General features: G+C 73.3%; 22 protein-coding genes. 10 read left to right on the forward strand and 12 right to left on the reverse strand.

The window, feature by feature from the left end; genetic code table 11:
* Positions 1-88: 88 nt before the first annotated feature.
* On the forward strand, positions 89-595 hold the full coding sequence (locus OG553_RS00475; protein WP_405976990.1) for a hypothetical protein: 507 nt from the start codon (positions 89-91) through the stop codon (positions 593-595).
* A 50-nt stretch (positions 596-645) separates the two neighbouring features.
* Positions 646-2,826: a SpoIIE family protein phosphatase gene (locus OG553_RS00480; RefSeq protein WP_405976991.1), complete on the forward strand. Its 2,181-nt coding sequence runs from the start codon at positions 646-648 to the stop codon at positions 2,824-2,826.
* A gap of 29 nt (positions 2,827-2,855) precedes the next feature.
* Here the strand turns inward: OG553_RS00480 and OG553_RS00485 are convergent, their stop codons facing one another.
* The gene (locus tag OG553_RS00485; RefSeq protein WP_405976992.1) at positions 2,856-3,227 is read right to left on the reverse strand and encodes a carboxymuconolactone decarboxylase family protein; all 372 of its coding nucleotides are present in this window, start codon (positions 3,225-3,227) and stop codon (positions 2,856-2,858) included.
* A gap of 119 nt (positions 3,228-3,346) precedes the next feature.
* On the opposite strand from OG553_RS00485, the gene OG553_RS00490 reads away from it, so the two are divergent.
* From OG553_RS00490 to OG553_RS00500, 3 genes are all read left to right on the forward strand, one after another.
* Complete coding sequence (locus OG553_RS00490) at positions 3,347-4,249, forward strand: LysR family transcriptional regulator (protein WP_405976993.1); 903 nt, start codon at positions 3,347-3,349, stop codon at positions 4,247-4,249.
* 88 nt (positions 4,250-4,337) lie between these two features.
* A complete protein-coding gene (locus OG553_RS00495; RefSeq protein ID WP_405976994.1) occupies positions 4,338-4,868 on the forward strand; it encodes a hypothetical protein in 531 nt (176 codons plus the stop codon).
* Positions 4,869-5,325: 457 nt separating this feature from the next.
* A complete protein-coding gene (locus OG553_RS00500) occupies positions 5,326-5,562 on the forward strand; it encodes a hypothetical protein (protein WP_405976995.1) in 237 nt (78 codons plus the stop codon).
* 437 nt (positions 5,563-5,999) lie between these two features.
* On the opposite strand, the gene OG553_RS00505 is transcribed toward OG553_RS00500, so the two are convergent.
* From OG553_RS00505 to OG553_RS00515, 3 genes are all read right to left on the reverse strand, one after another.
* Positions 6,000-8,411: a SpoIIE family protein phosphatase gene (locus OG553_RS00505; protein WP_405976996.1), complete on the reverse strand. Its 2,412-nt coding sequence runs from the start codon at positions 8,409-8,411 to the stop codon at positions 6,000-6,002.
* Complete coding sequence (locus tag OG553_RS00510) at positions 8,408-12,196, reverse strand: HAMP domain-containing protein (RefSeq protein ID WP_405976997.1); 3,789 nt, start codon at positions 12,194-12,196, stop codon at positions 8,408-8,410. Before OG553_RS00510 ends, OG553_RS00505 begins: the two co-directional genes overlap by 4 nt.
* A 68-nt stretch (positions 12,197-12,264) precedes the next feature.
* Positions 12,265-12,609: an STAS domain-containing protein gene (locus OG553_RS00515; protein ID WP_405976998.1), complete on the reverse strand. Its 345-nt coding sequence runs from the start codon at positions 12,607-12,609 to the stop codon at positions 12,265-12,267.
* A gap of 186 nt (positions 12,610-12,795) precedes the next feature.
* Between OG553_RS00515 and OG553_RS00520 the strand changes: the two genes are divergently transcribed.
* The 3 genes from OG553_RS00520 (at position 12,796) to OG553_RS00530 (ending at position 15,309) form a co-directional block, all read left to right on the forward strand.
* The gene (locus OG553_RS00520) at positions 12,796-13,719 is read left to right on the forward strand and encodes a SigB/SigF/SigG family RNA polymerase sigma factor (RefSeq protein ID WP_405976999.1); all 924 of its coding nucleotides are present in this window, start codon (positions 12,796-12,798) and stop codon (positions 13,717-13,719) included.
* Positions 13,720-13,727: 8 nt separating this feature from the next.
* Complete coding sequence (locus tag OG553_RS00525; RefSeq protein ID WP_405977000.1) at positions 13,728-14,723, forward strand: anti-sigma factor RsbA family regulatory protein; 996 nt, start codon at positions 13,728-13,730, stop codon at positions 14,721-14,723.
* 127 nt (positions 14,724-14,850) lie between these two features.
* Positions 14,851-15,309, forward strand: coding sequence for an ATP-binding protein (locus OG553_RS00530; protein ID WP_405977001.1), 459 nt, complete (start codon positions 14,851-14,853; stop codon positions 15,307-15,309).
* Between the two features lie 171 nt (positions 15,310-15,480).
* Here the strand turns inward: OG553_RS00530 and OG553_RS00535 are convergent, their stop codons facing one another.
* The 5 genes from OG553_RS00535 to OG553_RS00555 form a co-directional block, all read right to left on the reverse strand.
* Positions 15,481-15,603 carry a hypothetical protein gene (locus OG553_RS00535; protein ID WP_405977002.1) on the reverse strand — a complete coding sequence of 41 codons (123 nt, stop codon included), beginning with the start codon at positions 15,601-15,603 and terminating at the stop codon, positions 15,481-15,483.
* 92 nt (positions 15,604-15,695) lie between these two features.
* A complete protein-coding gene (locus OG553_RS00540; RefSeq protein WP_405977003.1) occupies positions 15,696-17,117 on the reverse strand; it encodes a cellulase family glycosylhydrolase in 1,422 nt (473 codons plus the stop codon).
* A 385-nt stretch (positions 17,118-17,502) separates the two neighbouring features.
* Complete coding sequence (locus tag OG553_RS00545) at positions 17,503-17,910, reverse strand: spore-associated protein A (RefSeq protein WP_405977004.1); 408 nt, start codon at positions 17,908-17,910, stop codon at positions 17,503-17,505.
* The gene (locus OG553_RS00550) at positions 17,907-18,365 is read right to left on the reverse strand and encodes a hypothetical protein (protein WP_405977005.1); all 459 of its coding nucleotides are present in this window, start codon (positions 18,363-18,365) and stop codon (positions 17,907-17,909) included. Before OG553_RS00550 ends, OG553_RS00545 begins: the two co-directional genes overlap by 4 nt.
* Positions 18,366-18,521: 156 nt before the next feature.
* Complete coding sequence (locus OG553_RS00555; RefSeq protein ID WP_405977006.1) at positions 18,522-19,016, reverse strand: cupin domain-containing protein; 495 nt, start codon at positions 19,014-19,016, stop codon at positions 18,522-18,524.
* Between the two features lie 81 nt (positions 19,017-19,097).
* Between OG553_RS00555 and OG553_RS00560 the strand changes: the two genes are divergently transcribed.
* Entirely contained in the window at positions 19,098-19,949 is an 852-nt protein-coding gene (locus tag OG553_RS00560; protein ID WP_405977007.1) for a LysR substrate-binding domain-containing protein, read from the forward strand.
* Between the two features lie 14 nt (positions 19,950-19,963).
* On the opposite strand, the gene OG553_RS00565 is transcribed toward OG553_RS00560, so the two are convergent.
* The gene (locus OG553_RS00565; RefSeq protein ID WP_405977008.1) at positions 19,964-20,302 is read right to left on the reverse strand and encodes a hypothetical protein; all 339 of its coding nucleotides are present in this window, start codon (positions 20,300-20,302) and stop codon (positions 19,964-19,966) included.
* A gap of 292 nt (positions 20,303-20,594) precedes the next feature.
* Here OG553_RS00565 and OG553_RS00570 point away from each other — a divergent pair, with 292 nt between their 5' ends.
* A complete protein-coding gene (locus tag OG553_RS00570) occupies positions 20,595-22,805 on the forward strand; it encodes an endonuclease (protein ID WP_405977009.1) in 2,211 nt (736 codons plus the stop codon).
* Positions 22,806-22,814: 9 nt separating this feature from the next.
* Here the strand turns inward: OG553_RS00570 and OG553_RS00575 are convergent, their stop codons facing one another.
* Entirely contained in the window at positions 22,815-23,156 is a 342-nt protein-coding gene (locus OG553_RS00575; protein WP_405977010.1) for a HopJ type III effector protein, read from the reverse strand.
* A 126-nt stretch (positions 23,157-23,282) separates the two neighbouring features.
* Positions 23,283-24,128: an endonuclease/exonuclease/phosphatase family protein gene (locus tag OG553_RS00580; RefSeq protein ID WP_405977011.1), complete on the reverse strand. Its 846-nt coding sequence runs from the start codon at positions 24,126-24,128 to the stop codon at positions 23,283-23,285.
* Between the last annotated feature and the right edge of the window lie 97 nt (positions 24,129-24,225).

Consider the following 24,225-nt stretch of genomic DNA (forward strand, 5'->3'; position numbering starts at 1 on the left):
CGTCATCCGGCAGGGCACCGTAGGGTTCACCCGACTGGTCAGTCGGACAGCACGACAGTTCCCGGGGAGGGTGAGGGCCGTGGACGGCATGGCGACGAACGGTGGATCCTGGCAGGTCAGCGACCGGGAGGGTGGCGCCCTGGCCGCACGCTGGTGGCAGTGGGCCCTGTCCGCCCCCGAGGACCGCAGCCCGGTTTCCGACACGACCGGCGAGCACGCCGGCTGGCAGCAGCCCGACGACCTCTGGTTCCTCGCCGGCACCTACGGCGGACGCGTGGTCCGCCGTTGCGAAGTGCCGTCCGACCGGCCCCTGTTCCTCCCCGTGCTCAACGTCCAGCACACCAAGATGCACTCCCGGAAGCCGCTGAAGCTCGACGTGGCCGAGGCGAAGGCCTTCCTCAACGGCGCCCCCCTCGAACTGCGCGAGTTCACCGCCCCGCCCTTCCCCGTGGGACTGCGCACGCACCTCGCGTGGGGAATCTGGACGGGCACCTCACCCCTGATCCCGGGCCAGTACGTCCTGGAGATCAAGGGCGGCACGACCGGCGGCTTCTGGGTCGACACGACCTACCACCTCACCGCCGTCGGAGGCTGACCCCCTTCTCCAAGTACTCCGCCGGCGGCGTTACGGCGTATGGTCCTGATATGCGACGTGCGGTACCCGGCTTCGGCGAGCGGCCCGGCGAGCCGGGGCCGCTAGGCACCGCGCTGACCGACACCGTGCGGCGCACCGGAGCCTCCGCGGGCGTGCTCTACCTGCTCGACGCAGCCGCGCGGACGCTCGCGCTCGCGGTGCTGTGCGGTCTGCCCGAGGAGGTTGCCTGGCCCTGGCACCGCATCCCGCTCGCGAGCCACGCCCCGGTCTGCGAAGCCGTCCGGGAGGAGCGGCTGGTGTGGGTCGGCTCCCAGGAGGACATGGCCCGCGCGTACCCCCGGGTCGCGGCGAGCCTGCCGTACCGCTTCGCCCTCGCGGCCGCGCCGCTGACCGGACGCTCCCGCTGCTGGGGCGCCATCGTCCTGCTGTGGCCCGCCTCCCACCCGGCACGCGCCACCCGCCGCGAGCTCGGCCACATCACCGCCGAGGCCGGCCGCATCGCGCACGCGCTGGACCGGTCCACCGAACCGCCCGAGGCGCCCGAACGGCCCCGACGGGTGGCGATCAGCACGCCCCACCCGTACGCGGGCCGGGCCCCGCAGGCGGCTGCGGACTACGCCGAGCGGCTGCCCGAGGGCACGCTGGCCCTGGACCTGGAGGGCCGGATCACCTTCCTGAACGGCGTCGCGGCCGCCCTGCTCGGCCGGACCGCGGACCGGCTCCTGGGAACCCGGCCCTGGCAGTCCCTGCCCTGGCTGGACCAGCCCGCCGTCGAGGACCGCTACCGCACCGCCGTCATCAGCCGCGAGCCCGTCGAGTTCAGCGCCGGCCACCCGCCGGACCGCCGGCTGCGCTTCGAGCTCTACCCCGACGCCAGCGGCATCAGCGTCCGCATCACCCCCGCACCCGCCGGTGACCCGGCGGAACCGACCCGAACCGCACCGACCCGACCCGAACCGGCCCCGCCCGCGGTCGCCCCCGCTCCGCCCGCCCACAGCGGCCGCCTCTACCAGCTCCTCCACCTCGCGTCCGCGCTCACCGAGACCGTGGCCGTCAGCGACGTCGTCGAACTGGTCTCCTCCCAGATCCTGCCCGCCTTCGGCGCCAACGGGCTGGTCCTCTCGGCGGCCGAAGCCGGCCGCCTGAAGATCACCGGCTGGCACGGCTACGACCGGCAGGTCATCGACCGCCTCGACGGGCTGCCCCTGAGCACGGACGTCACTCCGGCCGGACGAGTGCTGTCCACCGGCGTCCCGTCGTTCTTCGCCGACGTGGAGGAGCTGGCCCGCGAGTTCCCCCGGGCCCCGCTCATGAGCGGCAAACGCGCCTGGGCCTTCCTGCCGCTGCTCGTCTCCGGGCGTCCCGTCGGCTGCTGCATCCTCTCCTACGACCAGCCGCACGCCTTCACCGCCGACGAGCGGGCGGTGCTCACCTCTCTGGCCGGCCTGATCGCCCAGGCGATGGACCGGGCCCGGCTCTACGACGCCGCCCACGGCCTCGCCCTGGGCCTGCAGGAATCGCTGCTGCCGCACGGCCTGCCCGCCGTGCCCGGCCTCACCATGGCCGCCCGCTACCTGCCCGCCAGCCATGGCATGGACATCGGTGGCGACTTCTACGACGTCATCCGGCTCGACGCCACCACCGTCGCCGCCGTGATCGGTGACGTCCAGGGCCACAACGTGGCCGCCGCCGCCCTGATGGGCCAGGTGCGCACCGCCATCCGCGCCACCGCCGACGCCCCGCCGGACCAAGTCCTCACCCGCACCGACCGGGTGCTCGTGGACCTCGGCACCGACCTGCTCGTCTCCTGCCTGTACGCCCGGATCGACCTGGCCCGCGGCCGGGCCACGCTCGCCAGCGCGGGCCATCCGCCGCCGCTCCTGCACCGGCCCGGTCAGCCCGGCCACGTCGTCGGACTCGACCCCGCCCCGCTGCTCGGGATCGGCATGGGAACGGACTACCCGCTCACCGAACTGCTGCTGCCCCCGGGCAGCACCCTCGTGCTGTACACCGACGGACTCGTGGAAGTGCCCGGCACCGATGCGGACCGGATGGCCGCCGACCTCGCCGAGCACCTCGCCCGCCATCACGGGGCGGACCCGGAGCAGCTCGTCGACCGGCTCATCCGCCATGCCCGGCCCACCGGCCGGTACACCGACGACACCGCCCTGCTCCTGCTGCGCACCACCGGGCTCCGTCCCGGTCCCCGAGGATCCGCGGACCTCCTCTGACACGTCGCGAAGTTCCGCTCCCCGCCGGGCTACACGGCGTTCTCGGACGGGGCGGAGGGGCCGTGGTGGCCGTGCCCGCCGTGCTGTTCGAAGAGGCGGTCCGCGAGGAGGGCGTGGGCGAGGGTGCCGCCGGCCCGGACGGAGGCGGTGACGAACGCGGTCTCGGCGAGTTCCTCGGCGGTGACCCCGTGCCTGCGGGCGGCCGCGGTGTGGACGTCGAGGCAGTACGCACACTGCGTGACGAGGGCCACGGCCACGGAGATCAGCTCGCGGTAACGGCGCGGGACGGCGCCGTCCTCGCGGTCTACCGCGTTCTGGAAGGCGAGCCAGGCCGCGAACTCGGGCGCGGCGGCGGCGCCGACGGAGCGGGCGCGGTGGAGGTCGTCGGGGTGGGAGTACACGGGTGCTCCTGATGGAAGTCGATGAGTGGGTGGGACGTCTCCACCTCATCCCGGATCCCGTCCCCGCGTCCAAGACCGGTTCCGTAGGGGCGGTGCCGTTGTCGGTATCGTGGCCGGTCATGGACTTGAGGGCGTTGCGCTGTTTCGTCGCGGTCGCGGAGGAGGGCCACTTCGGCCGCGCGGCCGTGCGGCTGCACATCGCCCAGCCGCCCCTCAGCCGCCGGATCCGCGATCTGGAGGCGGACCTGGGGTGCCGGTTGTTCGACCGGATCCCGACCGGTGCGCGCCTGACCCCGGCGGGAAAGGTGCTGCTACCGGAGGCGCGCGACCTGCTGGCGCGGGCCGAGCGCGCCCGCGAGCGGGTGCGGGCCGCGGAGTCCGTACGCGAGGTCGTCCTGGGCACCGTCGCCGGCGCGGGTCTGGACTCCTGCCCCGCGGCCCTCGCCGTGCTGCGCGAGACACGGCCCGGACTGCGGCTCAGGCTGCGCGAGGCGCCCGTGACCGATCCCACGGGCGGGCTGCGCGAGCGCCGGGCGGACCTGGCGCTGACCCGTCTCCCCTTCGACACCGCAGGGCTGACCGTACGTCAGCTGGGCGTGGAGCCCCTGGTCGCGGTGCTGCCCGCGGACGACGCGCTCGCCGCGCGGTCGCGCCTGCACGTGGGCGAACTCGCGGGGAGGCCGCGGTTCCGGCTGCCGGCCGGGACGGACGCGCGGTGGCGCGCGTACTGGCTCGCCGCCGACGAGGACACTCCCGGCCCGGTGGTGGCGTCCGTCGAGGAATGCCTGCACGCGGTGGTGTGGGACGGGGTGACCGGGATACTGCCGGCCGGCGCCGCGCGCCGGCACGCGCGCCCGGGCATCGCGTTCGTCCCGGTAGACGGCCATCCGCCGAGCCGCGTGGTGCTGGCCCGCCGCGCGGACGCCCCCGACCCGCTCGTGGACGCGGTGGCGGCCGCCCTGGCAGACGCCCACGCCCCGGCGGTCCCTGCGGCCGTCCGGTCATCCGCGGGCAGCCCCTAGTCTTACGATCATGGCATTGCGACCCGATGAGTTCTATGACCACGCACGTGCGGCCGCGGATGACGAACTCCGGCTTCCGCTGGCGCGGATGACCGGTTGGGACATCAGTCCCTTCGAGGCGGACGGACTACGCGTCTCCGCGCTCCGCCCGCCCGTCCTGCCCGAACGGCCGCGGCACGGCGAAGACCCTGCCGACTGCGACGAGTGCCGCGCCCGCGACGAGGGCGTCTGGCTCGACGAGCACTGGCGGCTGGCCCGGATACCCGGCGTCGGCGTGCCCCTGGTGCTGATGCTGTACCCGCGAGACCACCACGACATGGCCGACCTGCCCGACGAGCTGGCCGGCGAACTGGGCGTGCTCACCGCGCACGTCGTCCGCCACGTCCAGGCGCTCCCGCACGTCTCACGGGCCCACGTCTACCGCATCGGGGACGGCGCCGCACACCTCCACGTGTGGTTCTTCGCCCGGCCCGAGGGACAGGCCCAGCTGTTCGGCTCGTGGCTGCCCGTCTGGGACGACCTCCTGCCGGAGTACCCCGCGGACGTCGCCGAGGCCGACGCGAGCGCCGTCGCGGACGCCCTCGTGGCCTCGTACGGAGGACACCGTCCGGAGGCCTGACGGCCGCGGACGGGCGCCGCTGCCCCGGGGACGGCCGGAACGCCGCCCCCCAAGGGCGGTCCGCCGCAGCGCCGTCCGGAGGCCTGCGACAAGGTGCGCGAGCGCGAGGAGAAGGACCGCCGGGACGCCTTCGACGAGCTCCGGGACGAGCTCGACGACCGGACGTGAGGGCCCCGGCGCCCTGCCCGGGCGGTTCGGCCACGACCACGCCCACGGCCTCGGCACGGTGCGTCGTCGTGGGATGGCCGCCGCGCCAATCGATCAGGTCGCGGTCGCTGCGGGCGGTGCCGGAGGTGATCGCGGACGGCGGCCCGTGCCGTCGCTTCGGTGGGGGCGTACGGTGGATGGGCCCCGCTGCGTCCGGGGTGGCCTCGCCGACGGGTGCGACGGACCTGTACGGCGGCTCTCGCCGCCGCGCGCGGTGTGCGCGCCGGTGCCGGGGCCAGGAGGCGGCCGCATGAGCACCGACCCGGCGAACCTGCCCCTGCCCGCTCCCGATCTGAAGACCGACATCGTGCGGGTCGGCGCCGCCGTGGTGTGCGTCCTGTCCGGCGGCGTCCACCTGGGCACCCTGTCCATCGGCGACGACGCGCTGCGCCGGGCGCTGGACCTCCGCCCGGCGCTGCTCGCGGTCGCCCTCGATGCCGTGGAGCGCTCCACGCTCGCCGCGGCGAGCGCCCGTCACAGCACGTGACCGGCGCGCGCCGCGCGTGCTGCGGGGCGGCGCGGCTACGCTGGAAGGGCGGTCGGCCAGGTGAGCGGCCTTCCGGCCGCCGGGCCCGGTCGTGAGCGTCTCCTCCCCCTCAGCAGACGCCCGCGCCGGGCTTCGAGCGTCGGGCGCCGTCCCGCCGGCGGGCCCGGGGGCCGCTGTGTGGTCAGCGGGCGCCGGGGGCCTGGCCTGGCCGCGTGCGCGGGGAGGCGTCGACGCGGCCGGGCGGCCGGGCCTGCGGCGGGACGACGGACCGGTGCCGTGACGACGGCCCACGGGCGGCCGCCCGGAGGAACGGGGGTCGCCCGCGGTCGCCGGCCGCGTCGGCCGCCGGTCCGGCGAGACGTGCCGCCGTCACCGGCGCGTGTGTCCGCGATCGGCCCCCGCAAACCCCACGCGCGTCGAGCGTGCCGCCGGCGGGGTCAGTCGACCTGCACGCCGATGACGCAGGTGTCGTCGTCGGTGTCGGACCAGCTCTCCGTGAGCAGGGCGTCGAGCCTGCCGTCGAGGTCTCCGGCTCCGGCTCCCGCCCCCGCGGTGTGCAGCAGGTCGGCCAGGGAGTCCTGTACGGAGGCGTCCCGGCGCTCGACCAGGCCGTCCGTGAACATCAGCAGGGTGTCCTGCGGTTCGAGACGGATCTCCCCCTCGGCGTACGTGACGTCGGGCAGCGCGCCGAGGAGCAGGCCGTCGATGAGGGGGAAGGCCCGGGCCCCGTCCTTCCTGACGAGTACGGGCGGGAGGTGTCCGGCGCGGGCCCAGCGCATGACGCGGGTGCGGGGGTCGTAGAGGCCGCACACGGCGGTCGCGGTGACCTGTTTGGTCAGGTGGTGGGTGACGGTGTTGAGCCAGGACATCAGCTGGGCGGGGCCGGCGCCGGTGACGGCCAGGCCGCGCAGGGCGTTGCGCAGGACGACCATGCCGGTGGCGGCTTCGATGCCGTGTCCGGCGACGTCGCCGACGGAGAGCAGGATCAGGCCCGAGGGCAGCACCAGCGTGTCGTACCAGTCGCCGCCGACGAGGGACTCCGTCTCGGCCGGCCGGTAGCGGACGGAGACGCGCAGTCCCGGCGCCTCGATGTGGTGGTGCGGGGGCATGATGGCGTGCTGGAGCTGGAGGGCGAGCCGGTTCCGTTCGGCCGATTCGGCCTCGGTGACGGCGAGTTGGTCCCGGGTGGCGGCGAGGGCCACCTCGGTCCAGTGCTGGGCGGAGATGTCCTGGTACGCGCCGCGGACGGCGTGCAGCCGCTGTGCCGCGTCGAGTACGGGCTCGGCGACGACCCGGATGTGGCGCAGGATGCCGTCGGAGCGCCGCAGGCGCAGGTTGACGGAGGCGGGGCGCCGGTAGCGCAGCACGGCTCGCAGGAAGCGGCCGAGGGCCGCGGAGTCGTCGGGGTGGGCGTGGTCGGGCAGGTCGCGCAGGGGTACGGGGGGTGCGGTGGGCGGGAGTCCGTGCAGGGCGTAGAGCTCGGAGTTCCAGGTGATCTCGCCGGTGGCGAGGTTCTCCTCGAAGCCGCCGATGCGGCCCAGCCGCTGGGCGTGCTGGAGGAGGTTGGCCAGCCGGGCGGTCTCGTCCTCGATCCGCCAGATGAGGAGGACGGCGGCGCCGTGCCGGCTCACGCTGATGTCGGCGACCGAGGTGAGCGGGATCTGGTCGACCAGTGCGGTGAGGCTGACGCGTTCGGCCCGGAAGGGTTCGCCGGTGGCGTGGACGCGTTCGATGGTGTCGAAGAGGCCGCTGTCGCCGCCGGCCATCGGGTAGGCCTCCAGCAGCAGTGCTCCGTTGACGTCGGCGCGCGGGCGTCCCGCGGGGTCGGCGAAGCGGCTGTTGGCGTGGCGGATGCGGAAGTCGGCCAGTCGGCCCTCGGTGTCGAGGACGGGGGTCAGGATGACCGTGGGGTCGTGCAGTCCCTCGGCGAGGTCGATGAGTTCCGAGACGTCGGGGAGCAGTCCTTCCGGTGCTGCCGCGTCGGGCGGGGGTGCCGTGTCGAGGGTGTGGGCGCACAGTTCGGCCAGTGCTTCCAGCTGGCGCTGGATCTGCGGGGGCTGCGGGGGCAGGGGCTGCGGCCAGCAGACTTCCAGTACGCCGTGTACGCGCCCGCCGGTGCCGGCGGGGACTGCCATCCGGCCGCCCGCGGGCCATTGGAGGTGTCCGATCGAGGGGATGCCCTCGTGTCCCGGGTCGGCGATGGTCACCGGGGTGCGTTCGCGCAGGGCGAGGCGGGGGACGGTGGCGACGCCCGGGGGTACGTGCCGCCAGCGGGAGGCTTCCTCGGCGGGGAATCCGGCGTGGGCGGCGAGGGCGAGCGAGCCGTCGGGGGCCGCGGCCCACACGGCGACGGCGACGGCCCCGAGCGGGGTCAGGGCGTTGGCGAGCAGGGATTCCGCGACGGCCTGGGTGTCGGCGGCCGCGGCGAGGACGCCGCTCTCGGCGGTGCGCAGGCGTACCGAGAGGGTGGAGGGCCGTGCGGTGGCCGGCGCGGTGGCGGTGCGTTCGACGAACTCGGCCGCGACCTCGCTGACGTGGTCGCGGGCGGCCTGGTTCACGATGTCGGCGGCGAGTTCGAGGGGGGAGAGCCCGGCCTCGCAGCACAGTTCGTCGAGCTGGCGGGCGGCCGCGGCCGGGGTGCAGTTGAGCCGCCCCATCAGGATGCCCTTGGCGAGTTCGACCAGGGCCCGGCCGTCGGCCGCCGCGTGGGCTTCGCGTACCTCTCGGCGCAGCCGTTCGACGGTGGCGACGAGCCTTCCGAGCGGGGGCGGTGCCTGGTTCGGCAGGGAGGGCGGCGGCGCTTCCCCGACCCGCCCCTCGGGGGTGCGGGCGGTGTGCGGGCGGGTCACCGGGCGGCCTGCCCCGCGTCGCGGCGGCCGGGTTCGGTCAGCCAGTGGCGGACGCGGCCGATGAGGTCGTCGGCGTCCACGGGCTTGGTGACGTAGTCGCTGGCGCCGGCGGCCAGGCTCTTCTCCCGGTCGCCGGGCATCGCCTTGGCGGTGACGGCGATGATGGGCAGGCCGGCGTGGGCGGGCATGCGGCGGATCTCCTCGGTCGCGGCGTAGCCGTCCAGCTCGGGCATCATCACGTCCATCAGGATGAGGTCGATGCCGGAGTTGCGGGTGAGCGCCTCGATGCCCTTGCGGCCGTCCTCGGCGTGGAGCACGCGCACTCCGTGGAGTTCGAGGATGCCGCTGAGGGCGAAGAGGTTGCGCGCGTCGTCGTCGACGACGAGGACGGTGCGTCCCGCGAGGTCCCCGTCGGGCGCGGTGCTCTCCCCGGCGCTGTGCGCCGGCGCCCCCGCGTGGGGCCCCGGCTCGCCGGGCCGGTCGGCGGACAGGTGCAGGACGATGCGTTCGCGGAGTTCGTCGAGGCTGCTGAGGAGTTCGACGCGGTGGGAACCAGCCCGCTCGCGCAGGGCGTCTTCCCGGCCGTGCCCCAGGCGGGGGTTGCTGTGCGCGAGGACCGGCAGCGTGCTGAGCGCCGGGTCCCCGTCGAGGGCGTCGAGGAACCGCAGGGCCTCGCCGCCGGGCATGTCGAGTTCGAGGACGACGCAGTGGAACGGCTCGGAGGCCAGTACCGCGGCTGCTTCGCGCGAGCTGGTGGCGCCGACCACCTGGACGCCGCCGTGCTCCTGGCCGGAGGCCGGAAGGGGTACGAGTTCGCGTTCGGCGCTGGCGGCGACGAGGGAGAGCAGGCCGCCCTGGCGTTCCTCGATGACGAGGAGGCGGCGGGCCTGGCGCTGCCGGCCGCCCGGGGTCCCGCTCTCGCCTTCGCGCCGCTGGTCGGGGAGTCCGCGGCGGGCGGGGGCGGGATCGAGCACGGGGGAGGTGGTCTGGAGGGCGGGGCCGTCCTCGAACTCGGCGTGGCTGACCGGAAGGTAGAGGGTGAAGGTGCTGCCCTGGCCGGGGGTGCTCTCCGCCGCCACGGCGCCGCCCAGCAGTTGGGCGATCTCACGGGTGATGGAGAGGCCGAGCCCGGTGCCCCCGTACTTGCGGCTGGTGGTCCCGTCGGCCTGCTGGAAGGCTCCGAACACGGATTCCAGCTGCTGTTCGGGGATGCCGATGCCGGTGTCGCGGACCCGGAAGGCCATCACGCTCCCCCGGCGGAGCAGCCGGGCGGGGACTTCGGCGTCGGTGGCCCGTTCGATGCGCAGCTCGACGCCGCCGCGCTCGGTGAACTTGACCGCGTTGGACAGCAGGTTGCGCAGGACCTGGCGCAGCCGGGAGTCGTCGGTCAGCAGGTCGGCGGGGGCGTCGGGGGCGGTGGTGACGGTGAAGTCGAGGCTCTTCTGCGTGGTCATGGGCCGGAAGGTGGCCTCGACGTAGTCCAGCAGCTGCGGCAGGTGGACCCGTTCGGGGTGGATGTCCATCTTGCCCGCCTCGACCTTGGAGAGGTCGAGGATGTCGTTGATCAGCTGGAGGAGGTCGGACCCTGCGGAGTGGATGATGCCCGCGTACTCGACCTGCTTCGCGGTGAGGTTGCGGGTGGGGTTCTGGGCGAGCAGCTGGGCGAGGATGAGCAGGCTGTTGAGCGGGGTGCGCAGTTCGTGGCTCATGTTCGCGAGGAACTCCGACTTGTACTTGGAGGCCAGCGACAACTGCTGCGCACGGTCCTCCAGTTCCTGCCGGGCGTGTTCGATCTGCAGGTTCTTGGCTTCGATGTCGCGGTTCTGGCTGGCCAGCAGGGCGGCCTTCTCCTCCAGTTCCGCGTTGGAGCGCTGGAGTTCCTCCTGCTGGTCCTGGAGTTCGGCGGAGCGCGCCTGGAGTTCGGCGGTCAGGCGCTGGGACTCGCCGAGGAGTTCGTCGGTGCGGGCGTTGGCGACGATGGTGTTGACGTTGACGCCGATGGTCTCCAGCAACTGGCCGAGGAAGTCGCGGTGGACGGGGGTGAACGCGGAGAACGAGGCGAGTTCGATCACCCCGAGGACCTGGTCGTCCACGACGATCGGCAGGATCATCAGGCTTCCGGGCGCGGTGTGGCCGAGGCCGGAGGAGATGACGTAGCCGGCGGGGACCTGGTCGGTGGTGATGGTCCGGTGGCTGCGGGCCGCCTGTCCGACGAGGGACTCTCCGAGGGCGAAGCGGACGGCGACCCCGTCGGCGGCGGAGCGGCCGTAGGAGCCGACGAGCGTCAGCACCGTGCCGTCGGGGGTGTCCTCCGCGAGGTAGAAGGCGCCGTACTGGGCGGCGACGAGCGGCGTCAGCTCGTCCATGACGAGTTCGGCGACGACCGCCAGGTCGCGGTGGCCCTGCATCAGGCCGGAGATCCGCGCGAGGTTGGACTTGAGCCAGTCCTGCTCCTGGTTGGCGCGGGTGGTCTCCCGCAGTGAGCCGACCATGGAGTTGATGTTGTCCTTGAGGTCGCCGACCTCGCCGGGCGCTTCCACGGTGATGGAGCGGGTGAGGTCGCCCTCGGCGACGGCGCTGGTGACGGCGGCGATGGCCCGCACCTGTCGGGTGAGGTTGCCGGCGAGCTCGTTGACGTTCTCGGTGAGGCCCTTCCAGGTGCCCGCCACGTTGGGCACGCGTGCCTGGCCGCCGAGGCGGCCCTCGGTGCCGACCTCGCGGGCCACGCGCGTGACCTCGTCGGCGAACGCGGACAGGGTGTCCACCATGGTGTTGATGACCCCGGCGAGGACCGCGACCTCGCCCTTGGCCTCCACGGTGATCTTCTGCGACAGGTCGCCTCGGGCCACGGCGGTGGCGACCTGGGCGATGGAGCGCACCTGGCCCGTCAGGTTGGACGCCATCACGTTGACGTTGTCGGTGAGGTCCTTCCAGGTCCCCGACACCCCGCGGACGGTGGCCTGGCCGCCGAGGTTGCCCTCGGTGCCGACCTCGCGGGCCACGCGGGTCACCTCGTCGGCGAACCCGGACAGCTGGTCGACCATCGTGTTGATGGTCGTCTTCAGCTCCAGGATCTCGCCGCGCGCGGTGACGGTGATCTTCTGGGAGAGGTCTCCCTGGGCGACGGCGGTGGCGACCTGGGCGATGGAGCGCACCTGCGCGGTGAGGTTCCCGGCCATGAAGTTGACCGAATCGGTGAGGTCGCGCCAGGTGCCGGAGACGCCCTTGACGTCGGCCTGGCCGCCGAGCAGTCCTTCGGTGCCGACCTCGCGGGCCATGCGGGTGACCTCGCCGGCGAAGGAGGACAGCTGGTCGACCATCGTGTTGATGGTGTTCTTCAGCTCCAGGATCTCGCCCCGGGCGTCCACGGTGATCTTCTGGGAGAGGTCCCCCTGGGCGACGGCAGTGGTCACCTGGGCGATGTTGCGCACCTGGTCGGTGAGGTTTCCGGCCATGAAATTGACCGAATCAGTGAGGTCCAGCCAGGCTCCGCCGACGCCGGGGACCTCCGCCTGACCACCCAGCGTGCCCTCCGTGCCGACCTCGCGGGCCACCCTCGTCACCTCGGAGGTGAACTGGGAGAGCTGGTTGACCATCCCGTTGAAGACGGTGGCGATCTCCCCGAGGAGACCCTCCGCCGCATCGGGCAGTCGCGTACGGAAGTCCCCGTCCCGTACGGCCGTCAGCCCCTCCAGCAGCAGGCGCAGCTCCGATTCGGCGATGCCGCCCTCGCCCGGTTCCACCGACGCTCCGCCCGGTGCAACCGCGCCGGTCCGCTCAGCCATCGCCAACCCCACTTCCGCCGTACTTGACGGGTGAAGGCTAACCCTCTCCCCCGGGGCGCCCGGGAGCGTCAGGGGCCGAGGGCGTCCTGGACACCGGGGTGGAGCGAGAGGACCGTGTCCGCTCCGGTGAGGGCGAACAGGCGGCGCAGCTGTTCACCCGGAGCGGCGATCCGAAGCACCGTCAGGCGGTGTACGCGCAGCAGCAGGTTGAGGAACGAGGAGTCGCCGAAGGTGACCGAACTCGCGTCCAGGACCACCATCGCGTGCCGGTCCGCGGCGGCCGTCAGGGCTTCCTCCAGCGCGGGCAGGGTGTCCTGGTCCAGCTCGCCGCGCGTCTCGACGACCCAGCCGGGCCCGGCCCGGTAGCCGTCCCCGACCACGCTGCCGCCCGGCGCGTCCCCTGCTCCGGTCATGTCCGCCTCCCCGGATCTCACCTGTACGGGTTCCGGAATGGAGTATGCACGGTGGATCACCGGGGGCCGACGGCCCCCGGTGGAGCGGGCCGGTGTGGCGGGCGCCACGTCTCGGTGTGCGTAGGACGCCGATCCGGGGGCAGGAGCGCGGCGGCAGCCATCGACAACAGGGAGGGACCCGCCACCATGCCTCGTTCGGCAGCAGTCGTAAGCCCTGATCGTGCGACGGACCACCGGGCGCCGGCTCCCGCCCCGGCCGCGGGCGGGGCGCCGTCCGCCGGATCGCCGCTGCCCCGTGTGGAGCGGGCCCGGGAGGTCGCGCCCGCGGACGCCCGGGAGCTCTCGCGGCTTTTCTTCCGGGAGCTGCGCTCCCTGGAGGAGGGCACGCGGGACTACCAGTACGCCCGGAACACGCTGATCGAGATGAACCTCTCCCTGGTGCACTACGCCGCACGCCGGTTCCGTACCCGGGTCGCCGGGGGCGGGCTCGACCTGGACGACATCATCCAGGTCGGCACGATAGGCCTGATCAAGGCCATCGACCGCTACGACCTTGACCGCGAGGTCGAGTTCTCGACGCTCGCGCTCCCCTACATCACCGGTGAGATCAAGCGGCACTTCCGCGACACCACGTGGGCCGTGCACGTCCCGCGCCGCCTCCAGGAGATGCGCTCCGAACTCGCCAAGGCCCAGGAGTCCCTCACGGAGACCCTGCGCCGGGCCCCCACCGTCAAGGAGGTCGCCGGGCACCTCGGGCTGTCCGAGGAGGAGGTGATAGACGGCCTGGTCGCCGCGAACGGCTACACCAGCGGCTCGCTCGACACCGCCGACGACGCCGAGGAGGCCCAGGGAACGGGCCGTCCCGCCCGCGCGCTGGCCGAGAAGCTCGGCGAGAGCGATCCCGCGATGGAGCTCTTCGAGGACTTCCACACCCTCGCTCCGCTGCTGCGGGAGTTGCAGCCGAGGGAACGGCTGATCCTGAGCATGCGGTTCGGGCAGGAGAAGACGCAGGCCGAGATCGGCGCGGAGCTCCACATCTCACAGATGCAGGTGTCCCGGCTGCTCTCCCGCACACTGGCCCGTCTGCGCGCCGGAATGCTCAGTTCCTAGGAGTCTTGGTGGCCCTGACAGCCGTACCGCCGTGCCGCGCCGGAGGCCGCAGCACGATCTCGGTTCCCGCGGCCGGCGGCCCCGGGGCCTTCGTCCACCGCGCGCTCCTGTGCCGCGGTCCCGACGAGTACCTGTCCGGCGTGGGCGGTTTCGTGCGTGCCGCCCTCGCCGCGGACGAACCCGTCCTGGTGGCGGTTCCCGGGCCCCGGCTCGGGCCGCTGCGGGAGGTCCTCGGCGGCGGGGCGGGCGTCGAGTTCGTGGACATGGCGCGCCTGGGCCGCAATCCCGGCCGGATCCTCTCCGCCCTGCGGGATTTCGCCGGGCGGCACGAGGGCCGGCCCGCCCGGATCGTCGGCGGGCCGGTCTGGCCGGGCCGTACGCCGGCCGAGGTGCGGGAGGCCAGGCGCCACGAAGCCCTCGTCAACACCGCCTTCGCGGGCCGCGACGCCACCGTGCTGTGCCCGTACGACGTGGACGCCCTCTCCCCCGGCGTGCTCGACGGCGCCCGCCGTACGCACCCCACGCTGATCGAGGGCGGGCGCGTGCTGGCGAGCCCCGACTACACGGACCCGTCCGTGGTGAGCGGCGCGTGCGACACCCCGCTGCCCGAGCCGGGCCCGGGTGCGGTCGGCCTCGAGTACACGGGCGGAGACCTGGCCCGGGTACGCGAGTTCGCCGGGGCTTGGGCCGACGGGTCCTCCCTCGCCCCGGAACGCCGGGGCGACCTGCTGCTCGCCATCGGCGAGGCCACCGCCAACTCCCTCGCGCACGGCGGGGGTCGGGGCACCCTGCGGCTGTGGCGGACCCCGGGGGGCCGGGGCGTCGTGGCCGAGGTCCGCGACGGCGGCCGGCTGGCCGACCCGCTCGCGGGCCGCTTCCGTCCCCCGCTCGCCTCCAGCGACGGCGGGCGGGGCCTGTGGATGATCCACCAGCTGTGCGACCTCGTCGAGATCCGCTCCACGCCCTCCGGCCTCACGGTGAGACTGCACATGGCCGACGTCTGAGAGCCCGGCCGCCGTAAACTGTCCCGGCACTCGACGTCACCGGAAGGTGGCCGGCGAGCCGGGACAAGCCGGAACGCGGGCGGTCGCCACGCGAAGAGAGCCGTACCAACGGCGGGGGTGAGCCACAGTGAAGAGCAGCGGACCTCAGACCGGTCATCCACCACGGCCCGGCGCGGCCGGCCAGCGCCGGCTCCTGGCACTGACCGGCGTCCGGGGCCAGGTCGCGAAGGGCCGCGACTTCGCGCGGCAGGCGCTGCGGGACTGGGGGTGGGACGGGACCGAGACGTCCGAGGACACCCTGCTCGTCGTCTCCGAGCTGGTGACCAACGCCGGCCTGCACGCGGGCGGCTGCCTCCAGCTGGTCCTCACCGGCGGTGAAGCCCTCCGCATCGAGGCGTACGACGGCTCCACGGCGTTGCCGCACCGCCAGACCTCGCCCCGGCCGGGCACCCCCGGCGGCCACGGGCTCCACATCATCGACCGCCTCTGCGACCGCTGGGGCGCCGAGGTCCATGAACGGGGCAAGGTGGTGTGGGCCGAGATCGAGGCGGCCCGACTGCTCTCCGGCCGGCCCGCGGGGGCCTGAGCCGGCCGACGGGGCCGTTTCGTTTCGAGGACGGGCGGCGCGGATCCGTTCGCGCAGCGGCTTTCGCGCGGGGGCCCGGGCGGCTGGAGTGGGGACACGCCTTCCACTCCTCCCTCAGCGACCCGGGGAGGAGCTGCGCGGGATCAGCGCGCCGGGAACAGCACGGGAGGGCTACCTGTGCCTGGTCAAGGTGGCCACCAGGACGACGAGGGCGAAGGCCGTCACCAGCAGGTGCGGCCACACGGGTCCGGATCCGGCGGCCTGGGCGAGCGCCGCGCTCGTATTCGGTGTCATGTGGGCGCGCTTGCCCGCGCAGGGGCGACCGACACGGTCGGGGGCGGTCCTGTCCCGGGCCGGCCCCGGCGGGCTCGGCCGCCCGCCGGCAGTCAGCTGGACGGGGTGATCGTGACCTTGTACGTGGTTCCGGTCCTGTCGTGGGTGGTCACGGCGGCGGTCCGGCCGTGGCCGTTCCACCTGGCGTTGCCGCCTTCGACCGTGACGCGGTAGCCGTTCGGGTAGGTGTCCTCGGGCACGGTGATCTGGGTGGGCCCCCCGGCGTTGGCGCGGGTGCGGAAGGTCAGGGTGTAGGTGCGCGTGGCCGGGTCGTACGCGGAGCCGAGCGGGTCTCCCGCGACGGCCCGTGCGTAGGGCTGGATCAGGAGCCGGGCGTTGGGCTTGACCGCACCCGTCTGGTCGAGGAAGCAGTAGCCGCCGCCCCGGCACCACTGCCACCAGGCCCAGCCGCTGGAGAAGCGGTCCATGGCGGCCGTCATGTCGGTGACGAACTGGCGGGCGTGCGGCACGTAGGGGTTTCCGCCCCATTCGCCGACGATCACCGGCATCCGGTTGCGGGTCGGGTAGTCGCCGATGGCGGCCTCGTAGGCGCGGACGAACGTGCCGTCGGGGTCGTAGTCGGCGCCGGTTTCCATCCCGGTCTCGTAGAAGTGCGGTGCGTACGCGGCGTGCGGGTCGTCGATGGGGCCCATGCGGGTGGGGACGCCGAGGCCGACGATGACGGTGGGCTCGACGAAGACCCACGACGTGCGGTCGACCAGGCGGATGGCGCGGGCCAGGCGGTTCCACATCTCGGTGAGCTCGCCGGCCTCGAAGCGGGCCGCGGCGGCGGGGAGGTCCTCGCCCTCCAGGAACTTCGCGAAGGGCTCGTTCATCAGGTCGTAGCCGAGCAGGGCGGGGTGACCGCCGAGGGAGGAGGCGACCGTCGTCCACATGCGGGCGTGCGCGGCGCGGAGGTCGGTGTCCTTGTACAGGTGGTCGAAGGCGGCCTGCACGGACGGCTCGAAGTACTGGGAGAACCAGTCGTCGGGTATCGGCGTGAACGGCAGTCCGTCGTCGCGGGTGGCCCAGCCGGGGATGCCGCGGGCGCCGAAGTACGGGCCGTACACGTCCTGGTGGGCGTCGAGTACGACCTTGACGTGGTAGCGGTCGGCCCAGTCGAGGATGCGGCGCATCTTGGCGAGGTAGCCGCGGTCGTAGTGGCCGGGGGTGGGTTCGAGGTCGTCCCAGAAGAACGCCAGGCGGGCCAGGTTGAAGCCGCGGGCGGACATGTCCCTGAGGTCGCTCTCGTGGATGTCGGCGAACGCGTTCGCGCCCCGGCTGCTCTTGTCGGCGAGGTTGAAGCCGCGCCACTGCAGTGCGCGGCCCTGGCCGTCGGCGATGTAGGTGCGGTCCCCGACCGTGACGCGGTCGGGGGTGCGGTCGGGGCGGGTCTGGGCCTGCGCCGGGACGACGCCGAGCAGGAGGGCCGCCACGGCGAGGGCGACGGGGGCGAAGCGGGAGGTCCGGCGCATGCGGGAGGGCCTTTCGAGGGTGGCTTCTCGGAGGGCGTGCTACTGGCCGGTCGGATGTTACTGATGGGTGGGTCAACTTCCCACTGGTGCGCATGGGTTGGCGAGGAAGGCTGGTCCTCGGGGCTCCGGCCCGGGACCGCGGGGCCGGACCGGAGCCCCGCCACCGAGCCGTCAGGGGCCCTGGTGGAAGGGGATGGGCATGTCGTGCGCGTTCAGGGTGAACAGCTCTGCCTCGGTGCGTTCCATCCGGTCGTCCAACCTCAGGCCCGCCCTTTTCTCCACGCGCGGCCCGGCTGATTCCGTGCGGAACGAGCGCGGGGTCACCGGATGCCGGGGAGCCGTTCGCTCCCCGGCGGGGCGGGCTGCTGGTGAGGTGGTGGGGCGGTCAGCCGCAGTGGCCGGGCTCGCTGGTGACGGTCACGCTGCCGATCGTGCCGGCGAAGGCGATGCAGCTGTTGCGGCCGTCGATGTAGACCGGGCCCGCGTACTGGGTGTAGGAGCCGTTGTCGACGTCGCCGCCGCCCGTGGCGAGGCGGGTGACCCAGACTTCCATCCACACCGCGGGGCCCGTGCTGTTGCGGATGGTGACGGCGCAGTTCTTGCCGGTGGAGGCGTTCCACGTGAGGTAGACCTTGCCCAGCGAGCCGACGTTGAGCGTTTCGACCACGTTGTATCCCGCACCGCAGACGCCGGGGCCGACGGCGTGCGCCGTGCCGGTGGCCGCGAGGGTCGCGGCGGCGGTCAGGGCGAGCGCCCCGGCGGCCGATGCGGCGCGCCGCCGCAGCGCGTTCACCGGGCGCCCGCCGTCCGGTTGCCGCAGTGGCCCCAGCCCGAGGTGGCGGACGTGGAGGCGACCTGTCCGTTGAACAGGACGCAGGTGCCGCGGGCGTCGAGGCGGACGGGGCCGGCGTAGTACCTGTAGTCGCTGCGGCTGTCCCAGACGCCCTTGTTGTCGCTGGCCCGGAACAGGCCCACGGCCATGAGCTGCGGGGTGCCGCTGCCGCTCTTGGGCGCGGTGAACGCGCAGTTCTGGCCCGTCGCGGAGTTGTAGTAGAGGTAGGTGTAGCCGGTCGCGAACTCCAGGGTGTCGACCCTGGTCCCGTCGCAGACCGCTGCGGCGGCCTGTGCGGTGCCGGCGGTGCCGATCACCGCCCCGGTCAGGGCGAGGACGGCGGCGGCCGCCGCCACCGCGCCCCGCCGGATCACTTTGCCCGTTCCCTGCTGCGCCGCGCGTAATCGGGAAGACACGTTCACAACTCCTCGTCCAGGAGGCGACAACGTCGCGGCATTCCCTCACGCGGGGCCCGGGGTCACAAGGCGCTCCCGGCACCCACACCCCGAAATGACCGGAATCAGGTGGAGGTGGGGCTTATTCCGGCAGATGAGAGCGCGGACGCCGCCCGGTCACCGTCCGGTGGCCGGCTCGGTCGCGTAGCGGCCCATCGTGTCGATGTTGGCCTGCGGGGTCAGCGGGCTGCCGTCGGCGAGCGTCTTGTGCAGGTCGCGGAAGTAGCCCACGTACAGGTCGGGGGTGAAGGTGCTGAGCATGACGGCGGGCTGGTCGGTCAGGTTGGCGAAGGTGTGGGGGGTGCCGGGGGGAACCATCACGAGGGTGCCCGTGGTGGCGTCGTGGTGCTCGTCGCCGACGGTGAAGCGGACGGTGCCGGAGAGGACGTAGAAGCCCTCGTCGTGTTCGGCGTGGCGGTGCTGCGGCGGCCCCTGGGTGTGCGGGGCGAGGACGGACTCGGCGATCGCGAGGCGGTGCCCGGTGTGGGTGCCGTCCTCCAGGACGCGCATGTGCGTGGTCCCCAGGACGATCGTTTCCCCCTCGCCGGGGCCCACCACCGATACGGCGGGGGTGGTCGGCGGGCGACTGCTGGTGTGCGGTTGTTCGGTCATGTCCACGAGTGCACCGTCCGGGCCCCCTCGGTGTCCAAGACCCGTTCCGCGGGCCCGATACCCCGTGGGTATCGTTGCAGCGTGGAGCTGAGGACCTTGCGCTACTTCGTGGCGGTCGCCGAGGAACTCCACTTCGGGAGGGCCGCCACCCGACTGCACATGACCCAGCCGCCGCTGAGCCGGGCGATCAGGCAGCTGGAGGCGGACATCGGCGCCGTGCTGTTCGCCCGCTCCCCCAGTGGGGTCGCGCTCACCCGGGTGGGCGCGGTGCTGCTCGACGAGGCGCGGGCCCTGCTGGAGCACGCCGAGCGCGTCCGCGTACGCGTGGGTGCGGCGGCCGGCGTCGCGACCCTGACCGTCGGCATCCTGGGCGACGGCACCGACCCGGGGGTGTCCAGGCTGGCGGCCGCCTTCCGGCGGAGCCACCCCGGCGTCGACATCCGCGTCCGCGAGACCGATCTGACCGACCCGACGTGCGGGCTGCGGGCCGGGCTGGTCGACGTCGCCCTCAGCCGGGCGCCTTTCGACGAGACCGGCCTGACGGTCCGTGTGCTGCGGGCCGATCCGGTCGGTGCGGTCCTGCGCGCCGACGATCCACTGGCCCGCCGCGGCCGGCTGCGGCTCGCCGACCTGGGCGAGCGCCGCTGGTTCCGGTTCCCGGAGGGCACCGACCCCCGCTGGCAGTCGTACTGGAGCGGCGGCGAGCCGCGCGGGGGTCCCGTGGTGCGGGCCGTACAGGAGTGCCTGCAGGCCGTGCTGTGGAACGGGACGGTCGGTCTGACGCCGCTCGGGCACGACGTGCCCGCGGAGCTGGCCGTGGTGCCGCTGGCCGACATGGGGCCGAGCCGGGTGGTGGCGGTGTGGAACGAAGGTGACGCCAACGCGTTGGTGCGGTCCTTCGTCGAGCTCGCCGCGGTCGCCTACCGGGGCTGAGGCCAGGGGGCCGCTCAGCCGACCGGGCTCGTGGCGGGCCGGCCGCCACCCGGCCAGACCGGCGGGTGAGCGGGCTGTCGCCGGCCCCGGACCTCGTACAGGAGGAACCAGGCACCGGTGGCGCACGTCATGGCGAAGGACGCCAGGACGACGGCCGGCCACCAGAGGTTGTCGGTCCCCGCCGCGAGCGGCCAGATCAGCGCCGCGCCGGCCGACAGGACCGGGAGCAGCACGCTCCTGGCCCACAGGGGCAGCCTGCGGCTCGCCAGTACCAGGACGAATCCGAGGAGGACGGCCGGCAGCACGACGGCGCCCAGACCCACGGCGACGATGAGGAGCAGGATGATGATCATGCGGCTGGCCTCCGTGGCGCGACGGACCGGGCACACGGGCGTGCGCGGACGGACCGGCCCGTCCTTGGGGGGCGGGTCCGTCCGCCAGATCATCCTGCCAGAGGGTTTGAACGCGTTCAATGCCGGGTCGGCCGGGCGCGGAGCTCAGAGAAGGTTCAACGATTGACGCGGCAACCACTCCTGGGCGCCCGCCCGTTCGGCTGAGCGGGTTGCCGGAGCCTGTGCCCATACTGGATCGGGGAGAGGGTCGCGACGTCCGAGCGGAAGGGTGTGGACGAGGAGGCGAGCCGAGATGACAGTGGAGCAGTTGTCACGGACCGACAAGGGCTTCATCGAGCAGATGGAGGACGCCAGTCGGCGCTACGCGGCCCGTGCCGCCGAACGTGACGGCCACAGGGAAGCGCTGGAGCGGCACGGCATCCTCTTCGCCGACACTCCCGAGCGGGTGAACAGCAGGCTCAGCCGGCTGGGCGTCGACTGGGCCATGGCCACGGCGGTCGAGCGGACACCGGGCACCGCCACGACCGGCACCAGCCTGAACCTGGACCGCGAGCTGGTCAGCACCGACCTGCTGGCCCTGGAAAGGTTCATGGGCCGCAACGACCTCATCGGAATCGACTACCTCGAAGGCGGCTCGCTCGCCGCGCGCTCGGTCGGCCGCATCACCGTCCGGAGCCCCGGGTCCGTCCTCCACGGAACCGGGTTCCTGGTGTCCCCGTCGCTGCTGATCACCAACAACCACGTGCTGGGCTCCGCCGAGGAGGCGACCGCCGGAGTGGTCGAGTTCAACCTCCAGGCGGGCACGGACGGGCGGCCGCTGGTTCCCGTCGTGTTCCAGCTCGATCCGCAGAGCTTCTTCGTCACCCACCGCGACCTGGATTTCACCGTGGTCGCGGTGTCCGGACGCTCCCGGGACGGCGAGCCGCTGACGTCCTTCGGGAGGCTGCCGCTCAAGGAGGCCCGGGGAAAGGCCGTCATCGGGGAGCTCGTCAACATCATCCAGCACCCCAACGGCGAGCCCAAGCAGCTGGCCCTGCGTGACAACCAGATCGTGGACGTACTGGACGACCACCTGCACTACTCGGCCGACACGGCGCACGGCTCCTCCGGCGCCCCGGTCTTCAACGACCAGTGGGAGGTCGTCGCCCTGCACCACTCGGGTGTGCCGCGCAGGGACCTCGACGGCAACGTGCTGGCCGTCGACGGCACCCTCTGGCAGCCGAGCATGGGCGAGCACCGGGTGGACTGGAAGGCCAACGAGGGCGTACGGATCAGCCGCATCCTCGGCACGATCCAGCAGTTCCCCCTGTCCGGCGCCGCCGCGGCGCTCCGGGCGGAGCTGTTCGCGGCCGGCTCCTCCCTGCACGCCGTGGAAGTCCCGCCGTCGCCCGCGACGGTCCTGACCGGCCGGACGAACGGCTCCGCGCCCCAGGGCCCGGCGACGGACCATGGCGGTCAGCAGCACCACGCCACGGCCGGCACCATCAGCTGGAGCATCCCCCTCCACATCAGCGTCGGCCTCGACCCCGCGGCCCCGCAGCCGCAGGTAGCGGTGTTCGGCACGGCACCGGCCCGCCCTGCGGCCACCCCGTCGCACGTCGGGGCGCCGGCCGGGACCGGGAGCATCGACGGCCGGTCACCCGCGGAGCGGGACCTGGCAGCCGCCCTGCTCAACCTCGCGGCCTCCAGCACCCTCCCCTACTACGACCAGGCCGGGGACCAGGCGGCACGCGAGGCCTACTACGCGGGCATCGGCGTCGACGACCCCACGGCGCTGCGCCTGGCACTGACCCAGCGCCTGGAGTCGACGCACGAGCACCGCCCGGCGTACAAGCCGATGCGCATGCTCTACCCGTGGGTCGACCTGCACCCCGACAAGCTCCTCCACGGCATCTACTCGGGCAACTCCTTCACGCCGCAGGAACTCATGGAGGCCGATGCGGCCGCGGAGGCGGCCCGGATCGGACGCTGGCAGGAGTTCATGCTGCACGAGAGCGCACCCGGACCGGAGGCCATCGAGGCCGAACTCGACCTCCTGGAGGCTTCGCTGCCGTTCAACTGCGAACACGTCGTGCCCCAGTCCTGGTTCGCCAAGAAGGAGCCGATGCGCGGCGACCTGCACCACCTCTTCGCCTGCGAGCCGCCTTGCAACAGCTTCCGCGGGAACATCCCCTACTTCGACTTCCCCGACTTCGAAGAGGCCGTCATGCAAAGCTGCGGACGGCGGGAGACGGGGAAGTTCGAACCCTCGAAGGGGAAGGGGCCGGCAGCCAGGGCGACGCTCTACTTCCTGCTCCGCTACCCCGGCAGGATCGGCGACGAGGCGCGCGAACTGCAGCGGGGCGCCCTCCAGATGCTGCTGAACTGGCACCGGGACCACCCGGTGGACCTCTACGAACAGCACCGCAACGCGGCCATAGCCGAGATACAGGGCAACCGGAACCCGCTGATAGACCACCCGGAGTGGGCGGAGCGCATCGACTTCGCGGGTGCCTGGCCCTGACGCCCTCGTTCAGCCCTTGCGGGTCAGCGGGCGGCCGGTGAAGGACACCCCCGCCAGGCCGTGGGCGATGAGGTTGCGGATGTTGCCGTGATCGGTGCCGTCCGGCGTCGCCAGCACGCCGCGGTAGTACTCGCCGAACGCCAGCAGCGCTTCCTCGTCGCTCAGGCCTTCCAGCACGGCCAGTCCCAGCGTCTTGCAGGAGCCCTCGTTCTCGCCCGCGGCGTTCTCCAGGTCGCCGTTGCGGAACGCCTGCGGCTGGTAGTCGTAGTGCGCGGCGACGAAGGCCAGGGTGTCGGCGAACACGTGCTCGCCCGACGCGAGGCTTGCGCGCAGCGAGGTGAGGTCGGTCATGGTGGTTCCCTCGGGTTGGACGGTGGACGGACGGTCCGTTGCCGTCCGCGACCGGATGACGATACCCCCTCGCGGCCGGCCTGCAGGGATCGCGCCACATAGCGGAACGGGCGGCGTTTGCGCAGGTCACGGCGTGGCGACGAGGTCCGGGTTCAGGTCGGCGTGCAGCAGGTGGTGGTCCGAGTGGGGGCTGGGGCGGACGCTGTGCGTGCGCGCGGTGACGCCGCGCAGGAAGACGTAGTCGAACTTGCTGTTCCAGTCGGTCGTCACCGTGCACGCGTCGGTGTTCGAGGGGCGGCAGCCGGGGTCCGCGTCCGCGGCCAGGGCCCACATCGGGCCGAGTTCGGGCGCCTGCGGGACGGCGTTGAAGTCGCCGAGGACGATCGCGCGGTCGTGGCGGGCCACCTCCGCGGCGAGCACCCGCACCTGGCCCACCCGCACCTCGCCCTGCCGGCGCTGGGCGAGGTGGGTGTTGAAGACGCGGACCGGCCTGCCGCCCACCAGTGTGGTGACGGCCAGGTAGCCGCGGGCCTCGGAGCCGCCGTCGGGGTACGTGACGCTCACCCGGTCCGTCATCGGCGCCGCCGAGAGGATGGCCTGGCCGAAGCCGCCCGGCCGCCACGGCAGCCCCCCGCAGCGGTTCCAGTTCCGCAGGACCGACCCGTACTCGACCCGGTAGGCCAGGCCGTAGACCTCCTCCAGGTACGCGCGGATCTCCTCGACGTCACGTACGCACGCCTCCTGCAGGCCGATGACCTGCGGCGCAGCCTTGGCGATCTCCGTCGCCCGGCCGAAGTTGTGCCCGCTCCCGCCGCACGGATTGCACAGGTTCCACGTGCCGGCCCGGTCCGGTACGACCTCCTCGGCGGCGAGGCGGGTGCCACCGGTCGGGGCGCTCGGGCCCAGGAGCAGCAGCATGCAGGCCGCGGTCATCGCGCCCGCGGCCCACCGCGCGCCCCTTCTCAGCACCATCGCCTCCCCGGATCGGACGGACATCATCACACGGCGTCCTCGACCCGTGATCGAGGTGCGGCCCCTCTCCCATCGGACCCCATCCGTGGAGGGCGAC

Origin of the sequence: Streptomyces sp. NBC_00158 (genome assembly GCF_045160885.1) — a bacterium.
Classification (GTDB): Bacteria; Actinomycetota; Actinomycetes; order Streptomycetales; family Streptomycetaceae; genus Streptomyces.